A 17991-nucleotide genomic window follows, 5' to 3' on the forward strand; every position below is an offset into this window, starting at 1 on the left:
CCGCACCCGGCCACTACCGCCACCACTCGGGCACCAACCCCGCAGAGCTCGCCACCGACACACCCCTCTGGACCAACGACCCCTACCCCGACACCCCACCCACCAGACCACCACCCCGCGCCACCACACACAGCGACAAGCCGGAGGACGACGACCCGCCGCCCTTCTGATCGCGCACGCGCCGGCGAGGTCTCTGCGGCTCATGGCCTGGCCGGTCGGGTGGGCGCGGGCAGGCGTCGTCGATCATCGCGAAGCTCCGGCTCCGACCGGCGAGCCCCTGAGCCCCTGAGCCCCTGAGCCCAATGGCGAGCCCGCGCCCGCCCTCTTCGGGGCTCGAGCGGCGTCAGCTGACGAGGCGGCGACGGTAGGCCGCGCCCGCGACCACCGCGCCGGCGACGGCGCCCGCGCCGAGCACCGAGGGCACGCCGATCTTCGCGGCCTTGCGGCCGGACCGGAAGTCGCGGATCTCCCAACCACGGCGGCGGGCCATCGAGCGCAGGTCGGAGTCGGGGTTGACGGCGACCGCCGTGCCCACCACCGAGAGCATCGGAGCGTCGTTGACCGAGTCCGAGTAGGCCGCGCAGCGCCGCAGGTCGAGCCCCTCGCGCGCGGCGAGGGCCCGGACGGCGTGGGCCTTGGCAGGTCCGTGGAGCAGCTCGCCGACGAGCCGTCCGGTGAACACGCCGTCCTCGCTCTCGGCCACGGTGCCGAGTGCGCCGGTGAGGCCCAGGCGGCGCGCGATGATGCGGGCGAGCTCGAGCGGCGTGGCGGTGACGAGCCAGACCCGCTGGCCCGCGTCGAGGTGCATCTGGGCGAGCGCGCGCGTGCCCTCCCAGATGCGGTCGGCCATCAGCTCGTCGTAGATCTCCTCGCCGAGCGAGACCAGCTCCGAGACCGACCGGCCGGCCACGAACGACAGCGCCTGCTCGCGGTGGGCCCGGACGTCGTCCGGCGTCCCTTCGCCGCCGAGGCGGAACTTGAGCTGTTGCCAGACGAAGCCCCGCAGGTCGGAGCCGGAGAAGAAGTTGCGCGCCGCGAGCCCGCGGGCGAAGTGGAAGATCGACGCGCCCATCATCATGGTGTTGTCGACGTCGAAGAACGCGGCGGCAGTGAGATCGGGCGGCACCCGCGGCGAGGGCGGCACCACGTGGATGTCGGGCGCCTCGGCGGCGGCGGCGGCCGCCGCGGGCGCGCCGCCGGCGAACTCCCGGTCGGGTGCACCGTCGGCGGGCTCCAGGAGGTCGCCGGTGCCCTCCACCGGGGCCGCGGGGGCCTCGCCCGCCGTGGGGTCGGTGACGTGCCCGGCGTGCTCGGGCACCGTCTCGAGGAGCTCGGACGCGGTGGGTTCGCCGAGCGCCGTATCGCGCAGCGCGGCCTCCGCGGACGCCTCGCCCGCGAGCCGTGCCGCCTCCCGCTCCGCCTGCAACCGGCGCTCGCGCCGTCCTGCCACCGCCGGAACCTCCCGTCGCGTCCGTCCTGGGACCACGTCGCCGGGAGGGGGACGGAACTTCTCGACCCGGCGGTGCTCGTTTCACCCTAGACGCGACCCTCGACCGCGGGGGCTGCCACGACCGGGCTCACGTCCCCGCGCGGTGGGGGTCGCGTCAGCCGAGGCTCAGACCGGGCAGGCCGGGGAGGAGCGGCGGGACGTCGACCTGCGGCAGCAGCGGCACCGGCAGCGGAACGCGCACCGGGTCCGGAGCCTCGCGCTGCTCCTGGTCGTCGGGCAGGAGGTCCTCCACCACGTTGTCGTCGCTCGAGTCGCGGTTGCTGCGGCTCGTCGACTGCTCGGAGGAGGTGCTGGTCCGCGACGTGGTGGTCGTGGAGGTCGTCGTCGAGGTCGGGCTGCTGGTGTTCGCGGCCTCGGTGCGCTCGGGCGACGCCGTCGTCGGCTCGCGGGTGGAGTCGCACTCGCGCGCGGGGATCGGGCCGAGGTCGTCGGACTCGGTGCTGGTCTCGCAGCGGACCGGGCCGCTGAGCGCGGTGGCCCGCTGACCGAGGCGCTGGAGCATCTGCTGGGAGTCCGTGGCGGCGGCGCGCCCGTCGGTGTCGAGCGACGGGCTCAGCGTGTCGAGGCGCGACGACTGGGACCGGGCCCACTCCGCGAGCTCGGTCGGACGCGGGCCAGAGGGCTGCGACGCGAGCGGCAGGATCATCCGCGAGCCCGTCCGGGCCTGCTCACCGAAGGCGCGCAGGTTCTCCAGCACGAGCGCGGCCTGGTCCGGTCCGAGGCCCGCCGCCGCGGGCCCGGTGCCGGCCGCGGTGGTCGCGTCCCGCGCGATGAGGTCGGAGACCTCCTCCAGGCGGGTCGCCGCGAAGTCCAGGTGCCGCTGGCCCTTGGCCTCCTGGCCGCTGGTCAGCCCGAGCTCGGCGTTCTCCGAGGCCCGCTTGACGCCGTAGAGCATCTCGCCGGGCAGGGCGCCGCGGCTGAGCAGCACGGTCAGCGCCCCGAGGAGCAGGATCGCGCAGGCCCCGGTGACGAAGGAGGACATCACCCGCGAGGTGGAGCGCCGCGACGTCTCGGTCGCGCGCCCGGCGGGGCGTCCGTCCGCGGGACGGGTGCTCGCCCGCCGCCTGTCGCCGTCGGGGCGACCGGCCCGGCCGGCCCCCCGACCGCCGGCCGGACCGGTGTCCGAGGTGCGCAGGACGCGTGTACTGCCCCGCGGGGAGGCGGTGGACGGCGCGGCGTCCCCGGTGATCTCGGCCATCACGGCGGCGCGCATACGGGCGCTCGTCGCGCGGTCCGGGCCGACGGCGTCGCGTCCGGCCGCGCGCAGGGCGGCGGTGAGCTCGAGGTCACGGGCGAGCTCGGGCTCGACCGGCGATCCCGCACGATCGGAACGCGTCGGACGCCCCGGGGCGTCGCGCTGCTCCCCGACGCGAGCGAACCGCTCGTCGTCCCCGTCGTGCCCGCTCGACATGCCGTCCGTCCTCATCGTCCGCGCGTCACGGTCCGTACGCGCCGTGCTCGTCGCAGGGGCAAACGAACGGACAGGCGACCGGTTACGACGATGCGGTGTGCGGTTCGAACCACATGGATGTGACTCACCGCAGCCCCTCGGGCAACAGTTGAGCGAGCCGACGGACCGCCCGGTGTTGGAGGGCCTTCACCGCCCCCTCGTTGCGGTTCATGATCTCGGCCGTCTCCGCCACCGAGAGGCCCTGCAGGAACCGCAGGGCGATGCACTCCTGCTGGTCGTCGCCCAGGCGTGCGACGCATCGCAGCAGCTCGGCGTGAGTGGCGCCCGCGATGACCTCGGACTCGGGGCCGGCGCGGAACGTGCTGGGCGCGACGTCCGCGACCTCGGCGGTGGAGCTCTCGAGCCGGTAGCGGCTGGACTTCACGTGGTCGAGCACGAGGTTGCGGGCGATGGTGACGAACCACGCACCGATGTCGCGGCCCTGGTAGCTCACCGACGTGATCCGGCGGTAGGCACGGACGAACGTCTCCTGGGTGAGGTCCTCGGCGGCGGGCCGGTCGCCGAGGCGGAAGAGCACGAACCGGAAGACCGTGTCGTGGTACCGGTCGAACAGCTGGCCGAACGCCTCGGTGTCGCCGTTCTGGGCGGCCCGGACGAGCGCCCATCCCTCGGCGGTCGAGCCGTCGTCGTCGGGGAGATCGTCGGGCAGGTCGTCGGCGATCTCGTCGTCGGCGGCGTCGGCGGCGTCGGCGGCGTCGGACTCGGCCGACCCGGCGTCCTCGGGCAGCGGCGCGGGGCCGGCGAGCGTCGCGGTCGGGTCACCCGGGGGCTGCATCGGCACGGAGGCCGTGGGGACCACGTCGGGGGCGACCACGTCGGCCGCGTCGGACGGGGGCGGCACGTCCGGGGGCGCGGGTACCGGGGGGAACGGGCCCGTGCCGTTGCTGCGCGGCGCCGGGGTCAACGGGTTGGCCTGCGGGTCGGGCTGCGGGACGCCCATCGGGGGCGTGGGGCGGCCGCCCGCGGGCCGGCCGGTGCGCGTGTGCCCGTTCGGGGGCGTGCTCGTGTGCCCGCTCGGGGGCTCCGTCGAGGGCGGCGGCCAGGTGTCCTCGCGCCGGCGCTGCGCCGGGTAGAAGGGCGCGGTCGGGGTGGCGCCGTTCGCGCGCGCGTCGATGACCGGCTCGGGCGGGGTGTCGGTGCCCGTGGCGCCCCGCGACCGTCCGGTGGTGCCGCTGCCGCCGTGCCGCCTGCCGCCCCGCGCCGGCACGTGGCCGGCACCGGGCTCATCGGCGGGGTCGGGTGCCGGGCGCCTCACGGCGCTCCGGGCGGTGTCGCGGGGAGACCGGGGTGGCCCGGGAGACGACGGGCGCGAGGGGGACGGGGCGCACCGAGGCAGGCGTCGCGCGCGCACGTCCGGCGGTGACGGCCGGCAGCGTCGGACATGCCCTCTCCCTCGATCGACCTCTCGACCCGGATCCCCCTGTGGAGGGGGCGCTGCCGGGGGAGCATACGTGCGGCGAGATCCCCCCTCACACCGGCGCGCCCCCGGGAGGGGTGACCCTCTCCGACCTGCACCGACGGTGCGACGAGCGGCCATTCAGCGGTATCCCGGGGCTCCGCGTGGGGCCCTGACGACCGTGCGAGACTGCCGCCGGGCGGTGCACCGACACGGTGCCGGAGGGAGGCGACGAGCCGGTGGGGGACGAGCGGTCCGACGAGCGGGCGACCGCGTCGGTGGGCGGTACGGCGGGCGGTCGTCCCGGCGGGTCGACCGCCACGCCGGACGACGAGCACGTTCGCGTCGTCGTCCTCGTCCGGGCGGACTGCCGGACCTGTGACCGGATGGAGGGCGTGGTGCGGGAGATCTGCGGGCGCGCCGGCGAGGAGCACGCGGTGGTCGACGTCGACGTGCCGGGCACCGACCCCGAGTGGCGTGCCGAGTACGGCGACCGCATCCCGGTCACGCTGGTGGACGGCGTGGAGGTCGGGTCGTGGCGCCTCGAGCCCGACGATCTCGTCCGAGCCCTGGAGAGGGAGGCCCCGTGACCGCGCCGGTGCCGGCGGACGTGCCGATCCTGCAGACCGCGTCGTCGCTCGTGGTGCTCGCCGCCGACACCTACTCCTCCCTGCAGGCGCTGCCGTTCGGGGGCGGGTCCTCGGCGCCGGCGCCCTTGCGCGACCTCCTCGCCGCCGCGCTCGACGCGCTGGCCCGGGCCCGCACCGACCTCGCGACCGCGACGCGGCGGTCCGGCGGGCGGGCGCAGACGAACGCCCACCCCCGGTACGCACCCGTGGTGGAGCAGGCGCTGCCGACCGTGCGCGGCCCCGGCGACGTCGTCGGGCTCGCGCTGACCCTGGAGGACGTCCTCGCCCAGACGCTCGTGAGCGACGTCGTCGAGCTGTCCACGCCCGACGTGCGCCGGACCGTCGCCGGCCACGCCGCCGCCGCGGCCCGGCGCAAAGCCCTGCTGCTCACCCTGCAGACGCTGCTGTCCACCGGGCGCGCCGAGCTCGTCGCCTCGCCGCCGGACCTGCAGGCCCTCCCGCCGGCGGCCGGGACCGTCGGCTTCCCCGACGTCCTCTTCCCGACCGAGAAGGCGTCGCCGGCGGCCGACGGCGCGATCCGATGAAACGCGTCAGCTCCGCGTCGCGGCGAGCCGGCCCGACGGGCGTTCCGCGCCGGCGCTTCCTCGCCGGTCTCGGGCTCCTCGCGGGCGCCGGGGCCCTGGCGGCCTGCTCGAACGAGGCGCCGGCCGGACCGCCGCCCGGAGCGGGCGCCCCGCCCGCCCCGTCGACCACCACGACCGACGCGCCCCCGACCTACGAGGGCGAGGCGGCGCTGATCGCGCTCGGCGCCGCGCTGTCGGCCCTCGCCGGGGAGCTGCTCGGTCAGGCCGCCGCCGGCGCGGGCCAGGGCCGCTACGGCGCGGTGCCGCCCGTCGTGTCCGCGTACCTGTCGGGGGCGGCGGCCCAGCACGTCGCGCACGCCGAGGCGTGGAACCGGCTGCTCGTCGCCGGCGGCCGGGCCGCGGTGGACGGCACCCCGCTGACCGTCGAGCCCGCGCTGCGCGGCCGCCTGGAGGCCGCCCGGGCGCCGGTCGACCTGCTGAGCCTCGCCGCGGACCTCACCGGCACGGTCGCGGCCACCGTCACCGCCATCGTGGGCCAGGTCACGGACGCGTCGGCCGTCACGCTCGCGGCGGGCGTCGGGCCGGTGGCGGCCATGCACGGCGCGACGGCGGACTTCCTGCTGGGACGTCCGCCCACCGCACCGGACGACCCCACGGCCGGAGCGCTGGGTCCCGACGCGCTCACCGTCTGACACCTGCTCCCGCCGGACGGCGCACGAGGGGCGCCGGGTACCGCGTAGCGACGCTCACGACAGGCCTGGAGCAGGCGCTCCGCGGCCGTATCGGGCAGACTGGAGGTCTCCGCCGGTCGGCACGACGCCTGCACGACACGGCGCGATCCGCGCCGGCGCGGCGGGTGGGCAGCCTCTGGTCGAGGCCCGGTCCGCCCCGCGGCCCGGCGGGTCGCGGCGATTTTGTGCGTGCGTTCACGAGCGCTAGCGTGGTCGGGAGAGAACGCGTCCGGGCGCTCGTGAGGTTCCGGCCGCCGGTCGCGGACCGCGGCACGCAGCGAGGCACGACAGGAGGCGCCCGGAAGTGACGGTCGATCGTGGCACCCGGCCTGCCCGCCGCCCGGTGCCCACGACCCGGACGCCCGAGGACGACCTGGCGCCGGTCGAGGGCGCCGACGGTGACGCGGACACCGCGTCCCGCCCGGTGCCGGAGGCGACCGTCGCGCGTCTGGCCGTCTATCTCCGCGTGCTCACCACCCTGCTGGCCGAGGGCCGCGGCACCGTCTCCAGCGAGGAGCTGGCGGCGGCCGCCGGGGTCAACTCCGCGAAGCTCCGCAAGGACCTCTCGCTGATCGGCTCGTCCGGTGTGCGCGGGGTCGGGTACGACGTGTCCCGGCTGGTCAGCGAGGTCGAGGCCACCCTGGGGCTGACCCGTCCGCACGCGGTCGCCCTGGTCGGTGTCGGCAACCTCGGGCACGCGCTGGCCGGCTACGGGGGCTTCGCCCAGCGCGGCTTCCCCGTCGCGGCGCTCTTCGACGTCGACCCCGCCCTGGTCGGCACCACCGTCGACGGCGTCGAGGTCGAGCACGCCGACACCATCCCGCGCGTCTGCGCCGAGCGCGGCGTGACCATCGGAGTGGTCGCGACGCCCGCTCCCGCCGCCCAGCGCGTCTGCGACCACCTCGTGGCCGCCGGCGTGCGCAGCATCCTGAACTTCGCGCCCACCGTGCTGGCGGTGCCGGCGGGCGTCGAGGTGCGCAAGGTCGACCTGGCGGTGGAGATGCAGGTGCTGTCGTTCCACGTCGCCCGCCGGCACGGCACCGTGCCCGCCGCGGGGCCCGCAGCCGCCCCGCGACAGACCCCGCGAGAGGCGGTCTCCCGATGAGCCTGCTCCTGGTCGGCGTCTCGCACCGCACCGCCGAGGTGCCGGTGCTCGAGCGCGTCGCCGTGTCCGGAGACGACACCCGCAAGGTCCTCGACGACCTGCTGACCGGCGATCACGTCACCGAGGCGATGCTCGTCTCCACGTGCAACCGCGTCGAGATCTACGCGGTCGTCGAGACGTTCCACGGCGGCCTGACCGAGGTGTCCTCGGTGCTCGCCCGCCACGCCCACGCCGAGGTCTCCGACCTCACCGACCACCTCTACGTCCACTACGCCGGCTCGGCGGTGGAGCATCTCTTCTCCGTGGCCGCCGGGCTCGACTCGATGGTCGTCGGCGAGGCGCAGATCCTCGGGCAGCTCCGCGCGGCCTACGGCGAGGCCCGCGAGCTCGGGTCCGCGGGCCGCGTGCTCCACGAACTGGCCCAGCAGGCACTGCGCGTCGGCAAGCGCGCCCACGCCGAGACCGGCATCGACGCCGCCGGCGCCTCGGTCGTGTCCGAGGTCCTCGCCGACGCGGAGGCCGCGCTCGGCGGGCCGGGCGCGCTGGCCGGACGCCGCGCACTCGTCGTGGGTGCCGGGTCGATGGGTGCGCTGTCCACCGCCCACCTGCGCCGATCGGGCGTCGACGACCTCGTGCTCGCCAACCGCTCCGAGGAGAACGCCGAGCGCCTCGCCGTGGCGCTGCGCACCGAGGGCGCCACGGCCCGTGCGGTCGGCCTCGACGCGCTGGGCACCGAGATCGCCGCCGCCGACGTCGTCGTCGCCTGCACGGGCGCGATCGGCACGGTCGTCGGCGAGGAGGAGGTGCGCGCCGCGCTGGCGATGCGCGACGCCGGCGCCCCGCCGCTGATCGTCTGCGACCTGGGCCTGCCCCGCGACGTCGACCCCCGGGTCGGCGCGCTCGCGGGCGTCACCGTCGTCGACCTGGCCGCCCTCGGCGAGCGCCTGCGCTCCGCGAGCGCGGGCCGCGCCGTCGAGGAGGCGAGGTCGGTCGTCGCCGAGGAGGTGCGCGGCTACTTCGCCGCCCAGCGCACCGCCGAGGTCACGCCCACCGTCACCGCGCTGCGCCGCCGGGCCGCCGAGGTCGTCGACGCCGAGATGCTCCGGCTCGACGGGCGCCTGCCCGACCTCGACGACCACGCCCGCGACGAGGTCGCCCAGACCGTGCGCCGCGTCGTCGACAAGCTGCTGCACACGCCGACCGTGCAGGTCAAGCGCCTCGCCCAGTCCCCGGGCGGCGACACCTACGCCGAGGCGCTGCGCGAGCTGTTCGAGCTCGACCCGCAGACGCCTGCGGCGCTCGCCGAGACCACGACGAGCGTCGAGCCCGGCGGCGACATGGACCAGGCGCTCGCCGTCGACACCCGCACCAGCCGGGACGACGGGAAGCGCAGCGGAGCCGGCGCGATCGGCGGGGGGCGCCGATGAGCGTGACCGACACCGCCGAGGCGCTGCTGACGGGCTCCGGGGCGCGCACGATCCGGATCGGGACCCGCGCGAGCCTGCTCGCCCGCACCCAGACCGACATCGTCGCCTCCGCGCTCACCGCGGCGGGCGCCACCGTCGAGATCGTCACGATCTCCACCGACGGCGACCGCAGCCAGGCCGCGGGCACCCCGATCGCACAGACCGGGGTCGGCGTGTTCGTCACGGCCCTGCGCGACGCCGTGCTCGCCGGCGAGATCGACGTCGCCGTGCACTCCTTCAAGGACCTGCCCACGGCCCCGGTGCCGGGGCTGACCCTCGCGGCCGTCCCGGCGCGCGAGGATCCGCGCGACGCGCTCGTGGCCCGCGACGGCATGGTGCTCGGCGAACTGCCGCCGGGCGCCGTGGTCGGCACCGGGTCGCCGCGGCGCATCGCCCAGATCGCCGCGCTCGGGCTGGGGCTCGAGCTCGTGCCGATCAGGGGCAACGTCGACACCCGGATCGGGAAGGTGGCCCGCGGTGAGCTCGACGCCGTGGTGCTCGCCCGCGCCGGCCTCGCCCGCCTGGGCCGGGTCGGCGAGGCCACCGAGGTGCTCGACCCACTGCAGGTGCTGCCCGCTCCCGCGCAGGGGGCGCTCGCCTGTGAGTGCCGGAGCGACGACGCTCCTCTCGAGCACTTCCTGCGCTCCACCTTGCACGACGGGTCCGTCGCGGTGGCGGTCTCCGCCGAGCGCGCCGTGCTCGGCGGGCTGGGGTCACCCTGCGGCGCCGCGGTCGGGGCGCTCGCCGAGGTCGTCGAGGACCTCGACGACGACGGGCACGTCGTCGAACGGCTGTCGCTGCGTGCGGTGGCCGCCACGGCGGAGGGCGCGCTGGTGCGCGGTTCCGCCACCGGAGAGACCGAGGACGCCGAGCGGATCGGCCGGGAGCTGGCCGAGGAACTGCTCGCCGACGGGGCGGAGCCGAAGGGGCTCGCCGGCGACACGGCGCAGGAGAGTTAGCCCCCGCCCGCCTCCTGAACACCACGATGGGAACCGAAGACATGACAGCACCCTCGACGACCGCCGGCCGGGTCGCCTTCGTCGGCAGTGGGCCCGGTGACCCGGGCCTGCTGACCGTGCGGGCCCGCGACGCCCTCGCCGCCGCCACGCTGGTGGTGGCCGATCGGGGCGTCCCCGCGGACGTCCTCGCGCTGCTGCCCTCGTCGGTGACGGTGCGCCCGGTCGGGCACGCCGGCGACGACCCCGCGGCCGTCGGCCCGGCGACCGACGCCGTCGTGGCGCCGGGCTACGCGGCCGACGACCCGTCCTCCACCGGTGAGGGCCCCGCCCCCGCCGACCCCGCGGTGCTCGCCGAGACCGTGGTCGCGGCGGCCCGGGGTGGCGAGTCGGTGGTGCGCCTGGTCATCGGCGACCCGCTGGTCCGCCCGGACGTCGTCACCGAGGTCCGCGCCGTCGCGGCGGCCAGGGTGCCGTTCGACGTCGTGCCGGGCATGCCCGCCGACACCGCGGTGCCGACCTACGCCGGCGTGGCGCTCGGCCCGGCCCACACCTCGGTCGACCTCACCGCCGGCGAGGTGGTCGACTACGCCGCCCTGGCCGTCGCGCCCGGCCCGCTGGTGCTGCAGGCCACCGCGGCCGAGCTCGCCGGCGCGTCGGCGCAGCTCGTCGAGAACGGCTGGAAGCCCGGCACCCCCGTGCTGGTCACCGCGGCCGGCACCGGCTCGCGCCAGCGCACCGTGGAGACCAGCCTCGACAAGGTCGCCACCGACGGCGCAGAGCTCGAGGGGATCCTCGTCGTCACCCTGGGCGACGCGGTCACCGACCGCAGCACGCTGTCCTGGTGGGAGTCGCGGGCGCTCTACGGTTGGCGCGTCCTCGTGCCGCGCACCAAGGACCAGGCCGGCGCCATGAGCGACCGCCTGCGCGTGCACGGCGCGGTGCCCGAGGAGGTGCCGACCATCGCGGTCGAGCCCCCGCGCAGCCCGGCGCAAATGGAACGCGCGGTCAAGGGGCTCGTCGACGGTCGTTACCAGTGGGTCGTGTTCACCTCGGCCAACGCGGTGCGCGCCGTGTGGGAGAAGTTCGGCGAGTTCGGTCTCGACGCCCGGGCGTTCTCCGGCGTGAAGATCGCCTGCGTCGGCGAGGCGACGGCCGAGACCGTGCGCGCCTTCGGCGTCCACCCCGAGCTGGTGCCGTCCGAGGAGACCGAGCAGTCCTCCGAGGGCCTGCTCGACGTCTTCCCGCCGCACGACGACGTGCTCGACCCGGTCGACCGGGTGCTGCTCCCGCGCGCCGACATCGCCACCGAGGCCCTCGCCGAGGGCCTCCAGCAGCGCGGCTGGGAGATCGACGACATCACGGCGTACCGCACGGTGCGCGCGGCCCCGCCGCCTGCGCCGGTGCGTGAGGCGATCAAGACCGGCGGGTTCGACGCGGTCTGCTTCACGTCGTCGTCCACGGTGCGCAACCTCGTCGGCATCGCCGGCAAGCCGCACGCCCGCACGATCGTGGCCTGCATCGGCCCGAAGACCGCCGAGACGGCCGTCGAGTTCGGGCTGCGCGTCGACGTCAAGCCCGAGACCGCCGACGTCCCGTCGTTGGTCGAGGCCCTGGCGTCGCATGCCAACAAGCTGCGGGCCGAGGGTGCGCTGCCCCCGCCGCGCAAGACGAAGGCCCGCAAGCGCTAATTTGGGGTCGACCCCCGAAGGACGAAGGCCCATGTTCCCAGCCAGATCTTTTCCGGCTGTCCGCCCCCGCCGTCTGCGGGCGAACCCCGGCATCCGCCGCCTCGTCGCCGAGACGGACGTGCGCCCGCGGCACCTGATCCTCCCGGTGTTCGTGGCCGAGGGCCTCGACGCGCCGAAGCCGATCTCGTCGATGCCGGGGGTGGTCCAGCACACCCGCGAGTCGCTGCGCAAGGCGGCCGCGGAGGCGGCGGCGGCCGGTGTCGGCGGGCTCATGCTGTTCGGCGTGCCCGCGCAGCGTGACGCGGTGGGCTCCGGGGCGACCGACCCCGGCGGCATCCTCAACGTCGCGCTGGCCGACGTTCGGGCCGAGGTCGGCGACGCGCTGCCGGTCATGGCCGACACGTGCCTCGACGAGTTCACCGATCACGGCCACTGCGGTGTCCTCGACGCGGCCGGTGCCGTCGACAACGACGCGACGCTGCCGATCTACGGCGAGATGGCGGTGGCCCAGGCCCGCGCCGGCGCCCACGTCGTCGCGCCCAGCGGGATGATGGACGGCCAGGTCGGCGTCATCCGGGCCGCGCTCGATGAGGCCGGGTTCCGCGACACCGCGATCCTCGCCTACTCCGCCAAGTACGCGAGCGCCTTCTACGGGCCGTTCCGCGAGGCCGTCGACTCCCAGCTCCAGGGCGACCGACGGACCTACCAGCAGGATCCGGCGAACGCCCGCGAGGCGGCCCGCGAGGCGGCGCTCGACCTCGACGAGGGCGCCGACATGGTGATGGTCAAGCCGGCCATGGCCTACCTCGACGTGCTGCGCCGGGTCGCCGACAGCGCCGACGTCCCGGTCGCCGCGTACCAGGTGTCCGGGGAGTACGCGATGATCTCGGCGGCGGTCGAGCGCGGGTGGCTCGACCGCGAGCGCACGATCCTCGAGTCGCTCACCGGCATCCGCCGGGCCGGCGCCGACCTCGTGCTCACCTACTGGGCCACCGAGGCCACGGCCTGGCTGGACCGGTGACCGTGCCCGACCGTGCGCCCGTCGACCCCGTCGCGGTCACCCCGCCCGAGGAGGAGCCGGGGCGTCCGGGGATCGTCACGACGGCGGTCGTGCTCTGGATCGCGCTCGGCGTCCTGATGGTCGGGACCGCCGTGCTGTTCGCGGTGGGCCTGGTGTTCGGCACCCTCGACCCCACCACCGAGCCGATCGCCGTCGTCGCCGCGATGATCGTGCTCGCCGCCGCGGGCGTCGGGACGGTCGTCGGGGCGCGCCGGCTGCGCGACCACTCGCGCACGGCCTGGATCGGCCTCACCGTGCTCGGCGCCGTGCTCGGGGTCGTCGGCCTGGTGCAGGTGACGTTCCTCGGTGTCGGTGGCGTGTGGTTCGTCGCGTTCGTGGTCGGCGCGGTGCTGCTGCACCTGCCTGCGACACGGGCGTGGTTCGGCCGGTCCGCATGACCGAACCCGATGTTCTCTTCGAGGAGTCGGGCACCCGGCCCTGGATCCTGCTCTTCGGCCCGGTGCTCGCCGCGGCCGGGATCGGGCTCGAGAGCCTCGCGCCCGGCGGCGCCTCCATGCCGCTGTGGCTCGGGGTCGGCCTGCTCGTCTTCCTCTACACGCTGCTGCTCGTGCGCACCCGGCGGCGCTACCTGCGGGTGCGCCTGACCCCGACGGCTCTCGAGCAGGGCACCACGAGCCTGCCGATGTCGCAGGTGACCTCGCTGCGCCCCGTCGACGAGGAGCACCACGGCGTGCGGGTGCTCGGCGACGGCCCCGTCGTGCCGCGCCGGCTGGAGCCGGTGGTCCTGCGCCTCTCCGACGGCACCCGCGCCGTGGCGTGGGCGCGCGACGGCGCCGGGCTGCGCGCGGCGCTCGAGCGCCTGCTGCGCGCGCGAGCGGCGTCGTGACGCGTCGTCCGGCCCTCGTCGTGACCGCGGCCGTGCTCGCCGTCGCCGCGGTGGTGCTGCTGCTCGCCGGGGTCGAGGTGCGCGAGACCACGGGCGGGCTGCTCGTCGCCCCGATCCGCCAGCTGCACCTCGTCGGCGGGTATCTCGTCGCCGGCACGGCGGCCGGCGTTGCGGCCGTGCTCACCGCCCTCGCCGCCCTGCCGGCACGGCGACGGGACGCGGCCGTGGAGGAGCCGCCCACGGAGAGCACCGAGGTGCGTCCCCCGTCCGCGGAGCCCGACCCGGCCACCGTCTCGCTCACGCCGGGCTCCTCGCGCAGTTCGTGAGCGACTGACGCTCGTCGGTCCCTGATCCCGGGCACGGCGCGGTCACCTGCCGGCTGGGACACTGGCGTCCGTGACCAGTACAGCGATGACGGGCTCCGGCACGTCGAGCGCCGGCCACAGCGCCGACCTCTTCGCCCGCGCCGAGCAGGTGGTCCCGGGCGGCGTGAACTCCCCGGTCCGCGCGTTCCGGTCGGTCGGCGGCACGCCGCGGTTCATGGTGTCCGGCGCCGGGCCGTACCTCACCGACGCCGACGGCCACCGCTACGTCGACCTGGTCAGCTCCTGGGGACCGATGATCCTCGGGCACGCGCACCCGGCCGTCGTCGACGCCGTGCGCGAGGCCGCGACCCGCGGCCTGTCGTTCGGGACGCCGAGCACCGGTGAGGTCGAGCTCGCCGAGGAGATCGTGCGCCGCGTCGAGCCCGTCGAGCAGGTGCGCCTGGTCAACTCCGGCACCGAGGCGACGATGAGCGCGGTGCGTCTGGCGCGCGGGTTCACCGGCCGCAGTGTCGTCGTGAAGTTCGCCGGCTGCTACCACGGGCACGTCGACGCGCTGCTCGCCGAGGCGGGCTCCGGAGTCGCGACCTTCGGGCTGCCGTCCACGCCGGGCGTCACCGGCGCGCAGGCGACCGACACCGTCGTGCTGCCCTACAACGACCTCGACGCGGTCGCGGCCGTGTTCGCCGAGCGCGGCCCCGAGATCGCCTGCGTGATCACCGAGGCGGCCGCGGGCAACATGGGCGCGGTCGCGCCCGACGACGGCTTCAACGCCGGGCTCAAACGCCTCTGCCAGGCGCACGGCGCGCTGCTGGTGATCGACGAGGTGATGACGGGCTTCCGCGTCTCGCCCGCCGGCTGGTACGGCCTCGAGGGCGTGGCCGGCGACCTCTACTGCTTCGGCAAGGTGATGTCCGGCGGCCTGCCCGCCGCGGCCTTCGGCGGCCGCGCGGACGTGATGGGTCACCTCGCGCCGGCCGGTCCCGTCTACCAGGCCGGCACGCTCGCCGGGAACCCCGTGGCCACCGCCGCGGGCCTGACGACGCTGCGCCACGCGACGCCGCAGGTCTACGCCGCGCTCGACGCGAACGCCGACCGGCTGCACGGGCTCGTGTCCGACGCGCTCACCGAGGCCGGTGTCGTGCACACGATGCAGCGGGCGGGCTCGCTGGTCTCGGTGCGCTTCGCCGACGGCGTCGGTCGCGACTACGACGACATGCGCGCCGCCGAGACCTGGCGCTTCCCGCCCTTCTTCCACGCGCTGCTCGACCGCGGCGTGTACTGGCCGCCGAGCGTGTTCGAGGCCTGCTTCGTGTCCGCGGCGATGGACGACGACGCGCTCTCGGTGATCGCCGAGGCGCTGCCCTACGCCGCGCGGGCCGCGGCGACGGCGGAGGCTCCGTGACCGCGGGAGACGGGGATCAGCACAGCACGCCGACAGGGGAGCGGAGCTCGACCACCGTGGTCCGCACCACCGTCCACCTGGTGCGTCACGGCGAGGTGCACAACCCCGAGGGCATCCTCTACGGGCGCCTGCCCGGCTACGGGCTCTCGGACACCGGTCGCGAGCAGGCCAAGCGGGTCGCGCTCCACGTCACCGGCGCCGATGTCACCGCCCTGTTCGTCTCGCCGATGCAGCGCGCGCAGGAGACGGCGGAGCCGGTGGCCGCCGCGCTCGGGCTCGAGCCCGTCACCGAGGACCGGCTCATCGAGGCCGCGAACGCCTTCGAGGGCAAGCACGTCTCCGTCGGCGACGGGGCACTGCGCCAGCCGGAGTTCTGGCCGCTGCTGCACAACCCGTTCCGCCCGTCGTGGGGCGAGCCGTACCTCGAGATCGCCCACCGCATGCTCGGCGCCGCCCACCGGGCGCGTGCCGCGGCCGCAGGCCACGAGGCGGTCTGTGTCTCCCACCAGCTCCCGATCTGGACGCTGCGGCGCTTCCTGGCCGGGCAACGGCTGTGGCACAACCCCACGCACCGGCAGTGCTCGCTGGGCTCGGTGACGAGTTTCGTCTTCGACGACGAGAGCCTCGTCGACATCGCCTACGCCGAGCCCGGCGGCACCTCCGACCCGACGGCGACGGGGGCTTGAGGTGCGCGTGCTCCTGCTGGTGCTGGCGGCTCTGCTGCTCGTCGCCGGGTGCTCGTCCGGGGCGTCCGACGGTGAGTTCGTCTTCAACGGCACCGGCGGGCGCACCACCGTCGTCTACGACCCGCCCGAGAGCCGCGGCTCGCTGACCCCGATCAGCGGCGAGAGCCTGCTCGAGCAGGGCCGGACGATCTCCACCGACGACTGGCGCGGCCAGGTGGTCGTGCTCAACGTGTGGGGGTCGTGGTGCGGCCCGTGCCGGGGGGAGGCGGACGCTCTCGACCAGGTCGCGACGGCCTCCGCACCGCGCGGGGTGCAGTTCCTCGGGATCGACGTGCGCGACCAGCGTGACGCCGCCGCCGACTTCGTGCGCGACCGCGGCGTGGTCTACCCGTCGATCTACGACCCGCCGGGACGCTCCCTGCTCGCGCTGCGCGGCTACCCGCGCAACGCGGTGCCGTCGACGGTCGTGCTCGACCGCCAGCACCGCGTGGCGGCGGTCTTCCTCACCGCGATCCTGGCCGAGGACCTGCAGCCCGTGGTCGACCGCATCGCGGCGGAACCGGCGCCGGCGAGCTGATCCGGTGCCGCCGGGCGGCCCGATCTGCCGAGCTGCGCACAGGACCGCTCCTCCGGGGGTACGCATTGATCGTCTTCGGCACTCGCCGCACCGTCAAGCAGCTCGCGCTGGTCGTGGTGACCTGCGCCAACTGTCATCGCTCGGCCGCCAACGCGATGACCAGCCCTCTCCGCACCAGGGCGCGGCACCGGGAATGCCCGGCACCGCGCCCTGGACGGCGCCGCCGCAGGGCGGCGCCCGCAACGGGAACGGTCACGCCTCGCACGGCTGACCGTCCCGAGCGGCGCGCTCAGCCGCTGCGGCGCGCGGCGAAGTCCGTGCGGGTCCGCACGGGCTTCGTGTGCTCCTTCGGGCCGGCGTGGCCGCCGCGGCGCGGTGCGGCCGGCTGACCGCCGGACCCGACCGACCGCCCCTTGGCGGCGGCGCGGCGCTCCGCGCGGTTGGCCGGCGGGGGCGTGGGATCGGTGCTTCGCATACGAGACCTCCTGAGAGTGCGGACGGACGCCGCCGGCGACACCCGGGGTGCGAAGGCACCGCGCCGGGCGGCGTGAAGGGGCAGCGGGGTCGGACGCGGGACGTGCGGGTCCCGGCGTCCTCAGGAGTCGATGTCCACGGCGGGCACGGTAGGACGCGGCCCCGGAGCACGCGAGCCAATTTCCGCGGGTCTCCTACGACACATCGTCGGAGATCGGTCCCCGTGCTCACGCGCGCCCGACCCGTGGGTCCTACCCTGGACCCGCCATGAACCTGACCGAGGTGGCCACATCCGGCCCCGTCCTGCTCGCCGTGCTGCTGTCGGTGGCGGCGGGAGTGGTCAGCTTCGCCTCGCCCTGCGTGGTGCCGCTCGTGCCGGGCTACCTCGCCTACCTGGCCGGGCTGGTCGGCGCCGACTCCCCGGCCGTCACGCAGGACGAGGTCCGCGTCCAGGACGCCGAGCGCCGCGCGGCGGTCACCGGCGAGCTCCTCTCCGTCGGCACGGCCACCGCGACGCCGCGCAGGCTCCGGCGCTTCCGCGTGGCCGGGGCGGCGGCGCTGTTCGTCCTCGGCTTCACCGTCGTGTTCGTCCTCGGGCTCGGGTCGGTCGTGTGGCTCGCCGACGCGCTGCTGGTCAACGAAGCGCTGCTGCAGCGGGTCGGCGGCGTCGTCACCGTCGCCATGGGCCTGGTCTTCCTCGGACTCGTTCCCGCGCTGCAGCGCGACACGCGCCCGCACTGGGTCCCCCGTACCGGCCTCGTCGGCGCCCCGCTGCTCGGCGCGACCTTCGGGCTCGGGTGGACACCGTGCCTCGGGCCGACGCTCGCCGGGGTCGTCGCCCTGGCCAGCGGCACCGACTCCGGGTCGGCCGGGGTCCGGGGCCTCGTTCTGCTGCTCGCCTACTGCCTCGGGCTGGGCGTGCCGTTCGTGCTCATCGCCCTCGGCGCCGGCCGCGCGGTCCGGGCCCAGGCGTGGCTGCGGACCAACAGCCGCCGCATCCAGATCGTCGGCGGTGTCGCCCTCGTCGTGGTGGGGCTGCTGCTCGCCACCGGCCTCTGGGCCGAGATCGTCGCCCTGCTGCGCGGACCCGTCGCCGGCTTCACCACCCCCCTCTAGGCC

General features: G+C 75.9%; 19 protein-coding genes. 15 read left to right on the forward strand and 4 right to left on the reverse strand.

Annotated features, from left to right (window positions below; all coding sequences use genetic code 11):
• Positions 1-343: 343 nt before the first annotated feature.
• The 3 genes from AC2A1K_RS29665 to AC2A1K_RS29675 all read right to left on the reverse strand — a co-directional run bounded on the left by AC2A1K_RS29665 (position 344) and on the right by AC2A1K_RS29675 (position 3756).
• Positions 344-1237: an HAD family hydrolase gene (locus tag AC2A1K_RS29665; RefSeq protein WP_483899997.1), complete on the reverse strand. Its 894-nt coding sequence runs from the start codon at positions 1235-1237 to the stop codon at positions 344-346.
• A gap of 367 nt (positions 1238-1604) precedes the next feature.
• The gene (locus AC2A1K_RS29670; RefSeq protein WP_483899947.1) at positions 1605-2921 is read right to left on the reverse strand and encodes a DUF5667 domain-containing protein; all 1317 of its coding nucleotides are present in this window, start codon (positions 2919-2921) and stop codon (positions 1605-1607) included.
• Positions 2922-3045: 124 nt separating this feature from the next.
• Positions 3046-3756 carry a sigma-70 family RNA polymerase sigma factor gene (locus tag AC2A1K_RS29675; RefSeq protein WP_483899998.1) on the reverse strand — a complete coding sequence of 237 codons (711 nt, stop codon included), beginning with the start codon at positions 3754-3756 and terminating at the stop codon, positions 3046-3048.
• 860 nt (positions 3757-4616) lie between these two features.
• Here AC2A1K_RS29675 and AC2A1K_RS29680 point away from each other — a divergent pair.
• The 14 genes from AC2A1K_RS29680 (at position 4617) to AC2A1K_RS29745 (ending at position 16398) form a co-directional block, all read left to right on the forward strand.
• Positions 4617-4967, forward strand: a complete 351-nt coding sequence (locus AC2A1K_RS29680) for a glutaredoxin family protein (protein ID WP_483899948.1) — start codon at positions 4617-4619, stop codon at positions 4965-4967.
• Complete coding sequence (locus tag AC2A1K_RS29685) at positions 4964-5551, forward strand: hypothetical protein (protein ID WP_483899949.1); 588 nt, start codon at positions 4964-4966, stop codon at positions 5549-5551. The genes AC2A1K_RS29680 and AC2A1K_RS29685 overlap by 4 nt, the downstream gene beginning before the upstream one ends.
• Positions 5548-6243 carry a ferritin-like domain-containing protein gene (locus AC2A1K_RS29690; protein ID WP_483899950.1) on the forward strand — a complete coding sequence of 232 codons (696 nt, stop codon included), beginning with the start codon at positions 5548-5550 and terminating at the stop codon, positions 6241-6243. The genes AC2A1K_RS29685 and AC2A1K_RS29690 overlap by 4 nt, the downstream gene beginning before the upstream one ends.
• 343 nt (positions 6244-6586) lie before the next feature.
• The gene (locus AC2A1K_RS29695) at positions 6587-7387 is read left to right on the forward strand and encodes a redox-sensing transcriptional repressor Rex (protein WP_483899951.1); all 801 of its coding nucleotides are present in this window, start codon (positions 6587-6589) and stop codon (positions 7385-7387) included.
• Positions 7384-8814, forward strand: a complete 1431-nt coding sequence (locus AC2A1K_RS29700) for a glutamyl-tRNA reductase (RefSeq protein ID WP_483899952.1) — start codon at positions 7384-7386, stop codon at positions 8812-8814. The genes AC2A1K_RS29695 and AC2A1K_RS29700 overlap by 4 nt, the downstream gene beginning before the upstream one ends.
• A complete protein-coding gene (hemC, locus tag AC2A1K_RS29705) occupies positions 8811-9812 on the forward strand; it encodes a hydroxymethylbilane synthase (RefSeq protein ID WP_483899953.1) in 1002 nt (333 codons plus the stop codon). Before AC2A1K_RS29700 ends, hemC begins: the two co-directional genes overlap by 4 nt.
• Positions 9813-9853: 41 nt before the next feature.
• Positions 9854-11500 (forward strand): bifunctional uroporphyrinogen-III C-methyltransferase/uroporphyrinogen-III synthase, encoded by a 1647-nt coding sequence (locus AC2A1K_RS29710; RefSeq protein WP_483899954.1) that lies wholly within the window; start codon positions 9854-9856, stop codon positions 11498-11500.
• A gap of 31 nt (positions 11501-11531) precedes the next feature.
• Positions 11532-12521 (forward strand): porphobilinogen synthase, encoded by a 990-nt coding sequence (gene hemB, locus AC2A1K_RS29715; protein ID WP_483899955.1) that lies wholly within the window; start codon positions 11532-11534, stop codon positions 12519-12521.
• Positions 12518-12958, forward strand: a complete 441-nt coding sequence (locus AC2A1K_RS29720; protein WP_483899956.1) for a hypothetical protein — start codon at positions 12518-12520, stop codon at positions 12956-12958. Before hemB ends, AC2A1K_RS29720 begins: the two co-directional genes overlap by 4 nt.
• Positions 12955-13407 (forward strand): hypothetical protein, encoded by a 453-nt coding sequence (locus AC2A1K_RS29725; protein WP_483899957.1) that lies wholly within the window; start codon positions 12955-12957, stop codon positions 13405-13407. Before AC2A1K_RS29720 ends, AC2A1K_RS29725 begins: the two co-directional genes overlap by 4 nt.
• Positions 13404-13733: a hypothetical protein gene (locus AC2A1K_RS29730; RefSeq protein WP_483899958.1), complete on the forward strand. Its 330-nt coding sequence runs from the start codon at positions 13404-13406 to the stop codon at positions 13731-13733. The genes AC2A1K_RS29725 and AC2A1K_RS29730 overlap by 4 nt, the downstream gene beginning before the upstream one ends.
• Before the next feature lie 85 nt (positions 13734-13818).
• Complete coding sequence (gene hemL / locus AC2A1K_RS29735) at positions 13819-15135, forward strand: glutamate-1-semialdehyde 2,1-aminomutase (protein ID WP_483899999.1); 1317 nt, start codon at positions 13819-13821, stop codon at positions 15133-15135.
• A 56-nt stretch (positions 15136-15191) separates the two neighbouring features.
• The gene (locus tag AC2A1K_RS29740) at positions 15192-15821 is read left to right on the forward strand and encodes a histidine phosphatase family protein (RefSeq protein ID WP_483900000.1); all 630 of its coding nucleotides are present in this window, start codon (positions 15192-15194) and stop codon (positions 15819-15821) included.
• A 1-nt stretch (position 15822) separates the two neighbouring features.
• A complete protein-coding gene (locus AC2A1K_RS29745; RefSeq protein WP_483899959.1) occupies positions 15823-16398 on the forward strand; it encodes a TlpA family protein disulfide reductase in 576 nt (191 codons plus the stop codon).
• Between the two features lie 289 nt (positions 16399-16687).
• Here the strand turns inward: AC2A1K_RS29745 and AC2A1K_RS29750 are convergent, their stop codons facing one another.
• Entirely contained in the window at positions 16688-16873 is a 186-nt protein-coding gene (locus AC2A1K_RS29750; RefSeq protein ID WP_483899960.1) for a hypothetical protein, read from the reverse strand.
• Between the two features lie 266 nt (positions 16874-17139).
• Between AC2A1K_RS29750 and AC2A1K_RS29755 the strand changes: the two genes are divergently transcribed.
• Entirely contained in the window at positions 17140-17988 is an 849-nt protein-coding gene (locus AC2A1K_RS29755) for a cytochrome c biogenesis CcdA family protein (protein WP_483899961.1), read from the forward strand.
• The last annotated feature ends 3 nt before the right edge of the window (positions 17989-17991 follow it).

It is taken from the genome of Actinomycetospora sp. 2LY8.5, assembly GCF_057180585.1.